At 56.4% G+C, this 12,818-nt stretch carries 12 protein-coding genes and 1 tRNA gene; 4 read left to right on the top strand and 9 right to left on the bottom strand.

What is annotated here, in order from left to right:
* The first annotated feature begins 15 nt into the window (after positions 1 to 15).
* The 4 genes from trpS (at position 16) to AB1724_01800 (ending at position 3,100) form a co-directional block, all read left to right on the top strand.
* Positions 16 to 1,002, top strand: coding sequence for a tryptophan--tRNA ligase (trpS, locus tag AB1724_01815; GenBank protein MEW6076527.1), 987 nt, complete (start codon positions 16 to 18; stop codon positions 1,000 to 1,002).
* 39 nt (positions 1,003 to 1,041) lie between these two features.
* Positions 1,042 to 1,788, top strand: coding sequence for a segregation/condensation protein A (locus tag AB1724_01810; protein MEW6076526.1), 747 nt, complete (start codon positions 1,042 to 1,044; stop codon positions 1,786 to 1,788).
* A gap of 17 nt (positions 1,789 to 1,805) precedes the next feature.
* Positions 1,806 to 2,861, top strand: a complete 1,056-nt coding sequence (gene scpB, locus AB1724_01805) for an SMC-Scp complex subunit ScpB (GenBank protein ID MEW6076525.1) — start codon at positions 1,806 to 1,808, stop codon at positions 2,859 to 2,861.
* 164 nt (positions 2,862 to 3,025) lie between these two features.
* Positions 3,026 to 3,100 (top strand) — tRNA-Val (locus AB1724_01800).
* A 948-nt stretch (positions 3,101 to 4,048) separates the two neighbouring features.
* On the opposite strand, the gene AB1724_01795 is transcribed toward AB1724_01800, so the two are convergent.
* The 9 genes from AB1724_01795 to AB1724_01755 form a co-directional block, all read right to left on the bottom strand.
* A complete protein-coding gene (locus AB1724_01795; GenBank protein MEW6076524.1) occupies positions 4,049 to 4,309 on the bottom strand; it encodes a helix-turn-helix transcriptional regulator in 261 nt (86 codons plus the stop codon).
* A 1-nt stretch (position 4,310) separates the two neighbouring features.
* Complete coding sequence (locus AB1724_01790) at positions 4,311 to 4,592, bottom strand: type II toxin-antitoxin system mRNA interferase toxin, RelE/StbE family (GenBank protein MEW6076523.1); 282 nt, start codon at positions 4,590 to 4,592, stop codon at positions 4,311 to 4,313.
* 446 nt (positions 4,593 to 5,038) lie between these two features.
* The gene (locus tag AB1724_01785; GenBank protein MEW6076522.1) at positions 5,039 to 6,742 is read right to left on the bottom strand and encodes an AMP-binding protein; all 1,704 of its coding nucleotides are present in this window, start codon (positions 6,740 to 6,742) and stop codon (positions 5,039 to 5,041) included.
* A gap of 40 nt (positions 6,743 to 6,782) precedes the next feature.
* Entirely contained in the window at positions 6,783 to 7,613 is an 831-nt protein-coding gene (locus AB1724_01780) for an NAD-dependent deacylase (protein ID MEW6076521.1), read from the bottom strand.
* 51 nt (positions 7,614 to 7,664) lie between these two features.
* Positions 7,665 to 8,384 (bottom strand): hypothetical protein, encoded by a 720-nt coding sequence (locus tag AB1724_01775; protein ID MEW6076520.1) that lies wholly within the window; start codon positions 8,382 to 8,384, stop codon positions 7,665 to 7,667.
* Between the two features lie 22 nt (positions 8,385 to 8,406).
* Positions 8,407 to 9,390, bottom strand: a complete 984-nt coding sequence (locus AB1724_01770; protein MEW6076519.1) for a polyprenyl synthetase family protein — start codon at positions 9,388 to 9,390, stop codon at positions 8,407 to 8,409.
* Positions 9,387 to 10,697: a 30S ribosomal protein S12 methylthiotransferase RimO gene (gene rimO / locus AB1724_01765; protein MEW6076518.1), complete on the bottom strand. Its 1,311-nt coding sequence runs from the start codon at positions 10,695 to 10,697 to the stop codon at positions 9,387 to 9,389. Before rimO ends, AB1724_01770 begins: the two co-directional genes overlap by 4 nt.
* A 12-nt stretch (positions 10,698 to 10,709) precedes the next feature.
* Entirely contained in the window at positions 10,710 to 11,531 is an 822-nt protein-coding gene (locus AB1724_01760) for a crotonase/enoyl-CoA hydratase family protein (GenBank protein ID MEW6076517.1), read from the bottom strand.
* Positions 11,532 to 11,541: 10 nt separating this feature from the next.
* The gene (locus AB1724_01755) at positions 11,542 to 12,579 is read right to left on the bottom strand and encodes an FAD:protein FMN transferase (protein MEW6076516.1); all 1,038 of its coding nucleotides are present in this window, start codon (positions 12,577 to 12,579) and stop codon (positions 11,542 to 11,544) included.
* Between the last annotated feature and the right edge of the window lie 239 nt (positions 12,580 to 12,818).

Raw genomic sequence — 12,818 nt, 5'->3', positions numbered from 1 at the left:
GTCGGGAGCTATTTCATGACGTCAAAAAAGAGAATTTTAAGCGGTATGCGGCCCACGGGTCCGCTTCATCTGGGCAATCTTCACGGCGCGCTGAACCACTGGGTTGGCCTTCAGGATGAATTTGATTGTTTTTTCTTCATCGCCGACTGGCACGCCCTGACCACGGATTATGAGAATCCCGGCAACCTTTCCGAATTTTCCCGGATGATGGCGGTGGACTGGCTGAGCGTCGGGCTTTCTCCGGAAAAATGCACCCTGTTTGTCCAGTCCCGGGTCAAGGAGCATGCCGAACTGTTTCTGATCCTGTCCATGCTGACCCCCCTGGGATGGCTGGAACGGAACCCGACTTACAAAGACCAGATGTCCCAGTTAAGCAACAAGGACATATCCACCTTCGGCTTTCTCGGGTATCCGGTGCTTCAGGCGGCCGATATCATCATGTACAAAGCCGACTTTGTGCCGGTTGGGGAAGACCAGGTACCCCATGTGGAAATCACCCGGGAAATCGCCCGGCGATTCAACCATTTTTACGGCCCGGTCTTCCCGGAGCCTCAGGCCAAACTGACGGAGACCCCGCGGATCCTCGGCATCGACCGTCGGAAAATGAGCAAAAGCTATGACAACGCCGTTTTCCTGGCCGATTCCCCGGAAAAGATCATGGAAACGACCATGAAAATGATCACGGATCCCCAGCGGGCCCGGAAAAGCGATCCCGGGGATCCGGATATCTGTAACGTGTTTTCCTTCCATAAGCTTTATTCGGAAGCGGGGACCGTGGTCGCCATCAATCAGGACTGCCGCAAGGCCGGCATCGGCTGCATCGAATGTAAAAAGAAACTGGCCGCCAGCCTGGCGATAGGGCTGGCGCCCATCCGGGAACGGCGGGAATACTATGTCCAGCGGCCGGAACTGGTGGAGGAGATTGTCGCCAGAGGAACGGCCCGGGCGCAAGAGGTGGCCCGGCAGACCATGGCCGAAGTCCGTCGTGCCGTAGGGATTTAACCATTTAATTTTAGCAACCATCAAGTTTGAACAGCGCTCATGCAGGAAGAGGAAATCATAGAAGAGGCACCGGAAACCGGCGGGCCTTACAAGGTCAAGACCGAAATTTTCGAAGGTCCCATGGACCTTCTGGTCTACCTGATCAAGAAGAACGAAGTCAGCATCTATGACATTCCCATCGCCAGCATCACCAGGCAATTCCTGGATTATATCGAGTGGATGAAAAGCCTGAACATCAATCTGGCCGGTGAATTCCTCTATATGGCGGCCATTCTGACCAACATCAAATCCCGCACCCTGTTGCCGTCCCACTCCGCCGCCGGAGACGAGGATGAGGACCCGCGAGCCGAAATCACCCGGGCGCTGGAAGAGTACCTGAAAATCAAGTCAGCGGCCGAAGGCCTGAACACCCGGCCGATTTTAAATGAGGACATCTTTGTCCGGACCACCGACAAGAAGGCCTTCCGGCAGGAGGCCGATGCCGACCTGATCGAAGTGGGTCTGTTCGAGCTGATTGACGCCTTTCAGAAAGTGATTGACAGGCTCCCCGACTCTTCAAAAATGATGCTGGCCAGGGAAGAGATTTCGATCAAGGATAAGATAGCGGAAATCGTGGAACGGCTGGAGGAGAAACGATCCATCACCTTTGCCGAACTGCTGGAGAACGTTTCCGGAAAACGCGAGGTGATCGCCTTTTTCCTGGCCCTGCTGGAAATGGTCAAAATGCAGCTGGTCTCCATCCGGCAGCACGTGGATAGCGGGGTTATCCGGTTGTTCTACCTGTAAAACGAAAGTGATTTCTCATGCAGAACGATTTGAAAAACACCATCGAAAGTCTGCTGTTTATCTCGGACAATCCGGTCGATGTCCGGGCCCTCAAGCAGATCATTCCGGAGGCCGACCCCAAAGATATCCGACTGGCCATCGCCGAACTGGTGGGGGAATACGAGGACCGGCAGGGCGGCTTTCTGCTCTATGAAGTGGCCGGCGGGTTCCAGTTCCGGACCCGGCCCGAGTACAAGGAGTGGATCAGGAAACTGGTCAAGCCCGCTCCCGTCCGCCTGAGTAAGGCGTCCCTGGAGACCCTGGCCATTATCGCCTATCACCAGCCCATCATCCGGGCCGACGTGGAGCGGATCCGGGGGGTGGATTCCGGCGCCATCATGCGCAGCCTGCTGGAACGGAAACTGATCCGCATTCTGGGGAAAAAGGAGATACCCGGCCGACCCCTGATCTACGCCACCACCCGGCGGTTCCTGGAAATCTTCAACCTTAAAAATCTGAGTGACATGCCGAGCCTGAAAGAGATTCAGGCGTTCGGCAAGGAGGGAATAGCCCAGCAGTTCGCCGCCGGGACAGGGGTCGAGGTGGCTCCGGCCGAAGACGACGTGCCCCCGGGTGAAGGCGCGGAAATGGTCGGCGAAGACGGTTCGGCTATCACGGATCAGCTTCCGGAAACCCAGGGAACCGAAGAGGCCGTTTATTCAGATCAGGACGGGGACTTATCGGTGGGCGAGGCGGAACCGGACGAAGAGGCATCGGACGTTGAGGCGGATTCAGATGTTAAGGACGATTATATAGCGGAGGACGAGGCGGATTCCGTTTTCCGGGACGAAGGTGCAGCGGCGTCCGGGGTCGAACATCTTGTTGATGGCGAAGTTTCGGATATGCCGGAACCGGGTATGGACAGCCCGGAATACGATGAAACAGTCTCCCCTGACCGGAAAGAGGATATGCCGGAACAGGAAGCGGATGGCCATGAACCCGACACAATGGTTCCCCCGGACCAGGGGGTGGCTACCCCGCCGACCGATGGCACGGAAGAACCGCCGGTTCCCGAAGACGAAAACAACACCTAATATCTTATATAATATGGAAGGTTTTTAGAAAAACCTTTTGTCCGTTCCCCAACGATGCCGGGGGCGCTCACAAAAGACTTTTTTTCGAAACCGGCATAAAATGTTTGTTGACCGGGGCAACGGTTTTTGGTATCAAAATACACGCAACGAACAAAAGACGTTAAGGGCGATTAACTCAGCGGGAGAGTGCTACCTTCACACGGTAGAAGTCACAAGTTCAAATCTTGTATCGCCCACCATAAAAATTTACGGGGGTTGTGAAAGGCCACAACCCCCGTTCTGTTTTTCACCTTTCGGGGTTCGCTTACGGCCTAACCCCACGGAGGTGTTCTCGCAAAAAGCTTTTTGTGAGGTCATATAGGCTTTACCTCCATTGATTGACCGAGAAATAAGGATGATGCTACAGTTCACCATGCTCATCTGTGCTACGCTTTTGGGTTAACCGTTTAACCTTTACTGTGTGTACACCCACTTCGCCGATGTACATATACTATCTTGCCCGAATCGAAGGTGTAGTTCAGGACCTCCTCCCTCCGATGGCTTTGCAAATTTATAAAATACGTAATGGAAATAATAACCGCCATTACCATCGTAGGATTGTTCAGCCGGACCAAGGCAAGATTCTATCTGCTCTAAAGTCAGTCCGAGCAATTTAGCATCTTGAGGGCAACCAGTGCAGGGCGCTTCAAAATCTTTGCCAGCTGGCGAGTTTTCCACAAGATCTAACGCTGTGCGAACTTTCAACAGGTTTTTCTGGGCACACAAGTCAGTTGATGTGCATCCAATTACCCAAAACAATAATCCGAATAATAATGGAATAAAAGATATTCGTCTCATACTTCCTCTGTCGTCCAGCGATATATAATATCATCCGCTGCCTTCAGCGAATCAGCGAATGGTCAGACCGGATCGGCCGGGATCAAAAAGCCTTTTGTGAGCGAGGTTCGATTGTTTTGGGGGAAAAGCGCGAGGCGACCCCGGCGTCAAGAATCTCTCGCTGTCTGAGGGCGTCAGCCCGAGTTCGAGAGATTCAGCCGGGGGAGCCGAGCGCTCCCAAAATAATCGCCGAGCGAACAAAATGGTTTTTTGCCCCGACGCCCCGCACTTGGCCCCCCGCACCCCGTATCTTTTACCCTGCTCCTTGTACCTTGCCCCCTGCGCCCAAACCTTGTCGTCATAGGCGATCGTCAGGCCGCGGATTGCTCATGGGAATTCCAGCCGGGGAAGACAAGCACCGCCGGATGGCATTTCAATGCCCGGGCCAGAACTTTGGCCCGTTCGACGCCAAGCCGGATGCGATCGTTCTCAATGGCGGATATAGTGGATTGGGGGATGCCGGTCACGACCGCCAAGTCGTTCTGACTCAACCCCTGAAGTTCCCGGATAATCCGCACGGATTCTCCCACGGAAACATCCACGGTTTTTTTCGCCAGCCGGTAGTTTTTCATTTCACTTTCTCCTGTAGTCGTGAGCCGTAATGTCAATCACCTCGATGAAAATCTTATCCTTCTCCACCCGGTAGATCACGCGGTACTGAAGCCCGAGACGTGATGATCGATGGCCGGCCCATTGTCCGCTCAACGATTCGTCGTGGAAACCTTTTATCAGTTTCAATCCTTCAGGCCCGGAAATGTTAACGATATCCTTCCATTTTTCATATCGCTTTAAGATCTCCTGAGGAAGTCTGGTTATTTTTCTGGCCGCGTTGCGATGCTCATAGACTGTCCACATATCAAATATATACTATCCACTCTTTGGTATGTCAAGAAATGTTATCTGAACCTGGCACTGGCCTTGCCTACGCCGCCTAAAAGGATATCGAATCGACCGGAATAACAAACCTTTGGTGAGCGAAGTTCGATTATATTGATCCCCCCTGAACTCATCATGACGGACTGAACAGATACCGATGATCCCCGCCTATTGCAGCGCCGCCGAGCGCGGGCGATTTTTCCGGAGAAAGCGGGCAGACTGTTTGAGCGCCGGTTCCCGGTAAAAATACGCAAAAGGGAAGACAGTGCTCGAACCGGGAAACGTGCTTTAAGGCCGTTTCTCAAGCGAGTTTCTGACCGCGCCGGAAAAAGCGTTCGCGCGAGGGAAGTCACGCCGTGGCGTGACCGGCGCTGCCGGGCAATGTTTCTTTTGGTACTTTTCTTTGCGCCAAAGAAAAGTACGCCCTAATCCGTCCTTTTTCGCAGCACCTTCTTGTCCACCTTGCCGACGGTGGTCAGAGGCAGCTCATCGAGAATACGCACCCGCTTGGGCACTTCGTAGGGCGACAGTTTCTCCTTGGCAAAGGCGAGGATATCCTTTTCCAGGGCCGCCTTGTCCGCGGCCAGGGGATGCCCCAGCCGCGGCTTGACATAGGCCTCCACCAGCTCGGATCCGGGCCGCTCCGGATTGGGCCGGCCGATGGTGGCGATCATGTCGATGGCCGGATGCTCGGAGAGCAGATCCTCCACCCGGCGGGAAAAGACCTTGAACCCGCTGACGATGATCATGTCCTTGGTGCGGTCGACGATGCGCAGATACCCCTCCTCGTCCTGAATGGCCACGTCCCCGGTATGCAGATACCCCTCGGCGTCCATCACCCGGGCGGTCTCCTCGGGCTTGTTGAAATAGCCCACCATGACCTGGGGGCCCTTGACGCAGATCTCGCCGGGCTGACCCAGCGATACAGGCTCGCCGGTATCGGTACTCTTGAGGCAGATGTCGGTATTAGGCAGGGGCAGGCCGATATGGCCCAGCTTCTTCTTGCCGTTGACGGGCGTCATGGTGGTCAGGGGCGATGTCTCGGTCATGCCGTACACCTCCAGGAGCTTGCCCTGGCCGACGATCTGCTCCAGCTGGCGCTGGGATTCCTCCGGAAAGGGTGAAGCCGCCGAGATGCAGGCCTCCAGGCCGGAATGATCCAGATTTTTAAATTTGGGGTTGGCGATCAGCATCTGAAACAGGGACGGCACGTTGACCAGCACCGACGGCCGGTATTTGGCGATTTCCTTGCAGATGTGGTCCGTGTCCCGGGGGTTGGGAATGAGCACCTGGGTCCAGCCCAGATAGATGCAGTTCTTGTTGAAGAATAAACCGGCGATATGGAAAAAGGGGAATCCGGACAGGGCCAGGCCCCGGCCCTTTTCCCAGTGCAGCCAGTGCTGAACGATAAGCACGTCGGCCACCACGTTGCGGTGGCTCAACTGCGCTCCCTTGGGCAGGCCGGTGGTGCCGCCGGTATACTGGATATAGGCGATGTCGTCGGGCGTGATCTTGATGCCGGGATCCATGTCGCCATAGGCGCCTTCCTTGATGGCCGTTTCAATTCTTACCACGGTTTTTCCCTCAAGGGGCGTGATCTTGCCCTGGGGGATCTTGCCCAGCTTTTTTCCCAGAAACCGCTTGAGCGGCGGCAGAAATCCGCCCACACTGGCCACGACGACCAGTTTCAGGTCCGGTAATTCGTCGGCAATCTTGACGACCGTAGCCGCGAAGACAGCGTCCAGGGTGACCAGGGCTTTGGCCTTCGAATCGCTCAACTGGTGCTTCATTTCAGGGGCGGACAGCAGCGGTGAAACACCCGAGACCACGCATCCGGCCCGGAGCGTGCCCAGCCAGGCAATGCCGTATTCCGGGATGTTGGGCAGGTTGATGCCGACCACATCCCCTTTGGTCAGGCCGTGATCAAGCAGCTGGTGCGCGAAACGGTTGGCGTAATGGTTCAAATCCTCGAAGCTGATATGCGTGCCCATGAAGGCATAGGCCGTCTTGTCCGCGAAGTTCTCGAACGCTGGCCTGATGGCGTCTACATAACTGATTTCCCATTTATCGGGCGACAGATCGCCGACCCCGGTGTCGTAGGATTTGGTCCAGAAACGATTACTTCCCATGTCCCCCTCCTGTTAATCACTTCGTCAATTATGCTGCCGGTTAAAAAACCTGATCGGCCCCTCTGATTTTTCTGACCGCCGCCACGATTTCCGGCAGGGCTTCGCCGGCCTTCATGGGCAGATAAACGTCGGAAACGGCGTAAAAGGGATTTTCCCTGGGATTGACTACGATGACGTATGCCCCGGCCTGCTTGGCCTCAAAGGGGAAATAAGCCGCCGGATAGACCACGCCGGATGTGCCCAGGGCCAGCATAACCTGGCAGGTCCGGACGGCATCAAAGGCGGCGGGCAGCCCCTGAACGGCTTCTCCGAACATGACCACGTCCGGCCGCATCATGGCCCCGCAGCTTTCGCACCGGGGCATCACTTCCATAAAAGCCTCAAGAGAATAACTCGTCAGCGAACGAATTCTGTCCCTGGTTTCCCTCAACAACGCTTTCCGGTCTTTCTCCTCCCGGATACCGCATGACGTACAGCAGAGCCGGAAACCATTGCCGTGCACTTCGATGACCCGGGTATTGCCGGCCTCCTGATGCAGGTTGTCGATGTTCTGGGTAATAATGGTCTTGACAATGCCCAGCGATTCCAGATCGGAAAGGGCTCGGTGCCCGGAGTTCGGCTCCGCTTGCTCAAGGGATTCCAGCAGTTCGATAAAAATCGACACGTATTTTTCCGGATGACGGTTCAGGGCGCTGACCAGCCCGTAGGTAGTGCCCACCTCGGCCGGGTTCAATCGCTCCCAGACCCCGCCGGGATCCCGGAAGGTGGCGATGCCGCTTTCCGCTGAAATACCGGCACCGGTAGAGGCTACGGCGTTTTCAGCTTCCGCCAGGATGCTGGCGGCCCGTAAAATTTCATCTCTGATACTCATTTTTCATCCCCGGGACGGCTGCGTTTGCACTTCTCATAAGGTTAAACGTTTTTATTGCCCCCCCGCCTTGCGCAACTCGATCACGACGCCATCTTCCTGAACATCCGTGACTGTTACCACCAGAAGATCGGATGGAGCGCTGGCCAGTGTTGTGGCCAGTTCCCGGGCATTTCCCGGAAAATCCACACTCATGACCGCCCCGTCAGCCGTCATTTCATGGAGCAGGGGCCGGGTAATGCCATCCATGCCGTCGATTATCCGGCGGAAGTTATGCAGACCGGACAGATACTCCGCTCCCCGGACCTGGATATAAAAAACATGGATCTGTTTTCGAGGCATTTCCATCGCGGCAGAGATTCCTGACTTCCGGAGACGGTCTCGGACACCGCCGGCCGGGACCGATGCCCGCACCTTCACCCGGCAGAAATCGCCTTCGTCGGTTACGGAAAGTGTGGTGTAACTCAACACATACTCCTCCGCCCTGGCGCTAAAAATTGCCTTGATCTCACCGGCATGATCGGCCAGCACTTCCGGCGGCAGCATGGTTTTCAAGGCTTCATCCACCGCCAGCCTCAACGCATTTTTAACGGCTTCCTGTTTGGCGGCGGCGGGGTTTTCCCGGTTGACCGTTCCGGTTCCGGTGGTTTCGATGACAAGGACGTCTCCCGGTGTTGGCACGACTTCCGCGGCCGTTAAAACGGTTATCACGACCAGGCACATCAATGCCACAGGTACCGCCATCCGGAACCAGGCGGAAATACGTATGGACATAACAACCGTCCTCGATAAAAAATCAACTGTTCCTGACCAGGGTATAGTCGGCCAGCATGGCCATCGTCTCTCCGACGGGCGACGGCCCGAAGGAGTCAAGAGCGTTTTTCGCGCTGGCGATATGGGCGGCCGCGCGGTCGCGGGTGTAATCAATACCGCCATATCGCTCCAGAAGCCGGTTCAGGAATTTGAAGTCTTCGTCCGAAAACTCCCTGTCGCGCATGATTCTTTTTATGGTGTCGGCGTCCTCCCGGCCGGCCCGGGCCAGGCTGACAATCAGCGGCAGCGTGAATTTGCCTTCCCTCAGGTCAGCGCCCACGGTCTTGCCCAGTTGTTCGCTGTCGGAAACATAGTCCAGCAGGTCATCCGCCATCTGAAAAGCCATCCCCAGATTCAGGCCGTAAACGGCCAGGGCCCTCTTCCGGTCTTCGGAGGCGTCGGCCAGAATGGCGCCGGACAGGCAGGCCCCCTGCATCAGCACCGCGGTCTTGTTCCGGATAATATGAAAGTATTCCTCTTCCGATAATTCCGGATCACCCTTTTTGTCCAGCTGGTGGATTTCGCCTTGAGACATGTCTTCGGTGATTCTGGCCAGAATGTCCAGGATTTCCATTTTTCCCGTTTTCACCGCCAGGCTGCTGGAACGGGCCAGCAGATAATCTCCGGTAAGAACCGCGGCGGAGTTTCCCCAGATAAGGTTGGCCGCGCGCTTGCCCCGGCGCATGGTCGCCTCATCCACCAGATCGTCATGCAGCAGGGTGGCGGTATGAAGATACTCGAACAGAACGGCGAAAGTCGCGGCATCGGGCCGGTCGTAGCCGCAGATTCTGGCGCTTAATATCATCAGCAGCGGTCGGATCCGTTTGCCGCCACAGAAAAGAATATGCCCGGCGATTTCCCGGACCCGTTCCAGATAGGGATTCAGATTGTCGGCCAGGGCCTGTTCAATTCTCGCCAGGTCAGGGGCTACCGCCGCCAGAATGGATTGTTTCAGGTTATCGTTCATACGGTCTTTCCCGTCAGATCATATTCGCCGGCGCCGGTTACCCGCGCCAAGACCACATCGCCGGCCGCCGCCGGGTGTCGGCACTCGACCCGGATGATGCCGTCCACTTCCGGCGCCTGGAACATGGTCCGGCCCTCAAAAATCCGGTCGCCGGCCCTTGTCTCCAGCAGCACCGGAAAGGTTTTGCCCACGTGCCGCCGATTGCGGACGGATGAGATCCGGGCCTGGGCGGCCATCAGCCGATCAAACCGTTCCGCCGCCACGTTATCAGGCACATGACCGGTCAGCTTGTGGGAGGCGATATCTTCGCTGTCAGAATATCGAAAGGCGCCCAGATGGTCAAATTCTATCTCCTGAATGAACTTCATCAACTCGTCCATGTCCGCCTCGCTTTCTCCCGGAAAGCCCACCATGACGGTGGTGCGCAGGGTCGCCTCCGGAATGACCCGGCGAATGTCGTTAAACAGCCGCCGCAGATCCGCCGACCGGTGACGCCGGCTCATCCGTTTTAATATGCTGTCCGCGGCATGCTGCACGGGAATGTCGAAATAAGAGCAGATATTGTCCCGTTCAGACACCAGCCGGATCAGGTCGGGGGTCACGGTCTCCGGATGCAGGTAAAGGACTCGCAGCCAGACCGACGGCAGGCGGTCGGACAGCGTCGCCAGGAGTTCCGTCAGGTTCCGGCCGGGAGACAGATCCCGGCCGTAGGCGGACGTCTCCTGACCGACCAGCACCAGTTCCCTGGCACCCGACGCGGCCAGGCCCGACGCCTCTGAAACAATATCCCGGAGAGGACGGCTCATCTGCCGGCCGCGCAGCCTGGGAATAATGCAGTAAGTGCAGTGCCGGTCACAGCCTTCCGCTGTCTTCAGATAAGCGAACCCGGTCCGCGGCCATATCCTGCCGGTAAAAGCCCGGTCCAGACGGACGCTTTCCGGTGGCGGCAGGGTACACCGGTCCAGGGTATCGGTATCCGCCTCCAGGGCATCAACCACCCGGTCATAGGCACCTGTACCGAAAAAAAAATCGACTTCCGGAAGGGATGCGGCCAGGTCCCGGCCATACCGTTCCGGCAGGCAGCCGCACACGATCAGCCGGCAGCCGCCGCGCCTGGCTTTGGACAGCTCCAGAATGGCATCAATAGCCTCTTCAACGGCCGATTCAATAAACGCGCAGGTATTGACGATGATGGCCTCCGCTTCTTCCGGCGCCTGGCACAGCCGATGCCCTCGCGCCAGGAAAAGGCCCAGCATCCACTCGCTGTCCACCTGGTTTTTGGCGCAGCCCAGACTGGTCAGATGCACGTTCAAAATCGTTTATTTCCCCGGAAAAGAAGGCTTTCGTTTTTCAATAAAGGCACTGACGGCTTCCATAAAATCATCGGAGGGAAGAATATTGGCGCTCCGGCTGGCGACATAGGCCAGACCGTCATCGATGGATTTGCCGATGCCGTGTTTGAGAACGTCCTTGGTGGCCTGTACGGCCAGGGGCGACTGGGCCGCGATCTCCAGGGCCATTTCCCGGGCGCCGGTCAGCAAGGCCTCTTTGTCTTTAAAGACGGCATTGACCAGAAGAATTTCCCGGGCCCGGCGGGCGTCGATGTTTTTGGCCGTATAAGCCAGTTCCCGGGCAATGCCCTGGCCGACAATGTGGGGAATGCGCTGGAGAACACCGACATCGGCCACAAAGGCCACGGCCGCTTCCCGAAGCGAAAACACGGCGTCCTCGCTGCACAGCCGGATATCGCAGGCGGTGGCCATGTCCAGACCGGCGCCGATGCAATAGCCGTGTATGGCGGCGATGACCGGCTTGGTGCACCACTCGATGCAGCTGATGGCGTCCTGAAGTTTCATGATCTTTTTGATCATCTTCTGCTTGACCCCGCCCCGCTGTTGAGGATCGGTGATTTCCGGAAGCTCGGTCCCCATGCCCACCAGGTCGATTCCGGCCGAAAAAGCGGCGCCCTTGCCGGCAATGATGATGGCGCGGATATCCCCGTCCGCGTCCAGATCCTCGAAGATCGGGACAGTTTCCCGCCAGGCCGGAGGGTTCATGGCGTTTTTCTTTTCCGGCCGGTTGAGATAGACCCAGGCCAGCGGGGGTTCTTTTTCTACCAGATAGAATTCATAGGCTGACATAAGCGGCTCCTTATTCAATGAAATGATCGGAATAATAATCCTTCAACTGACCGTCCGGTTCCCGGACGGTGATCAGGCACTCCACATTTTCCAGTGAGTTCACCAGCGCCAATCCTTCCCGGGGCGGCATGACCATGAGGGCCGTGGCCAGACCGTCGGCAAAGGTGCAGGAATCAGCGATCACCGAGGCGCTGACAATTCCGGTCGTCACCGGATAGCCGGTGCGCGGATCAATGATATGGCAGTATTCCCTGCCGTCACGGACGAAAAAATTCCGGTAATCGCCGCTGGTGGCAATGGCCTGGTTGGTCAGCGTCAACGCCCGGCGTACCTGGTCCACAGGCGCGTAGGCCTCCGGCATATTGATGCCGACATTCCAGGCAGCGCCCTTCTCCTTGGTTCCGGAAGCGACGATTTCGCCGCCGATTTCCACCAGAAAGTCATTCAGCCCTTTCTTCTTCAGCAGAGCGGCAATCTGATCCACCCCGTAGCCTTTGGCGATGGAAGCCAGATCTAATGAGACACAATTGACTTTTTTGACGACAGCATCTTCCGTCAGCCGGATTTTATCATATCCGACGCAGTCCAGAGCGACGCCGACCTCTTCCCGGGTGGGTATACCATTGCGCTTCTCCACCGGAAGATGAAAACCCCACAGTCTGACCAGGGGCCAGACCGTCCCGTCCCAGGCACCGCCGGTCAGTGAGAATATCCGCTGTCCAACCCGCAAAACATTCATAAAGTCACTGGACGCCGGAAACGGTTGTTCCGACATATTCAGGGCATTGAAGCGGCTGATCTCGCTGCCCGGAATGTAGGTTGACATGCTGCTGTTTACTTCCGCCAGCCTGACGTCAACATCCCGCTGCAATTGATTCGCGCTGGTCATTACGGGCACCATAACGGCGATATGATAGACGGTCCCCATGGTTTTTCCGGTGATCGTGACGCGTCGCCGGCTTCCGCAGGCGACCATCAGTAAAGCAGCGACAGCGAAAAAAACCACGATGGCAGCGATGGCCCATCGTCTTTTTCCGATAACCATCATTTCCCTTTTTTCATTCGTTATATAATTCCTTTTCAGGCTGCCAAGTGTATGCGATCGATCAGAAAACCGCAAGAAATGAAAAGAGGTCGAGGGTTGAGAAGTTAAGGGGAATAAAAATAATTAATCTTGAACGCCGGAACCCTTTGCCACTTTTCAAAATCGCCTTTACAAAAAAATATGGCTCTGGTTTGCTATGGCAAGACGGTAAAATAAATGCACTGTTTGTCAATGAAAGGAGG

The organism is Thermodesulfobacteriota bacterium (assembly GCA_040753795.1).
In the GTDB taxonomy this organism is placed as follows: domain Bacteria; phylum Desulfobacterota; class Desulfobacteria; order Desulfobacterales; family Desulfosudaceae; genus JBFMDX01.
The sequence above is the reverse complement of the archived record's forward strand: the minus strand, read 5'-3'. Positions and strand labels throughout refer to the sequence as shown.

Coding starts and splice junctions, on each gene's coding strand:
- trpS (MEW6076527.1), top strand. CDS start 16: ATGACGTCAAAAAAGAGAATTTTAAGCGGTATGCGGCCCACGGGTCCG.
- AB1724_01810 (MEW6076526.1), top strand. CDS start 1,042: ATGCAGGAAGAGGAAATCATAGAAGAGGCACCGGAAACCGGCGGGCCT.
- scpB (MEW6076525.1), top strand. CDS start 1,806: ATGCAGAACGATTTGAAAAACACCATCGAAAGTCTGCTGTTTATCTCG.
- AB1724_01795 (MEW6076524.1), bottom strand. CDS start 4,309: ATGAAAAACTACCGGCTGGCGAAAAAAACCGTGGATGTTTCCGTGGGA.
- AB1724_01790 (MEW6076523.1), bottom strand. CDS start 4,592: ATGTGGACAGTCTATGAGCATCGCAACGCGGCCAGAAAAATAACCAGA.
- AB1724_01785 (MEW6076522.1), bottom strand. CDS start 6,742: ATGGGAAGTAATCGTTTCTGGACCAAATCCTACGACACCGGGGTCGGC.
- AB1724_01780 (MEW6076521.1), bottom strand. CDS start 7,613: ATGAGTATCAGAGATGAAATTTTACGGGCCGCCAGCATCCTGGCGGAA.
- AB1724_01775 (MEW6076520.1), bottom strand. CDS start 8,384: ATGTCCATACGTATTTCCGCCTGGTTCCGGATGGCGGTACCTGTGGCA.
- AB1724_01770 (MEW6076519.1), bottom strand. CDS start 9,390: ATGAACGATAACCTGAAACAATCCATTCTGGCGGCGGTAGCCCCTGAC.
- AB1724_01760 (MEW6076517.1), bottom strand. CDS start 11,531: ATGTCAGCCTATGAATTCTATCTGGTAGAAAAAGAACCCCCGCTGGCC.
- AB1724_01755 (MEW6076516.1), bottom strand. CDS start 12,579: ATGATGGTTATCGGAAAAAGACGATGGGCCATCGCTGCCATCGTGGTT.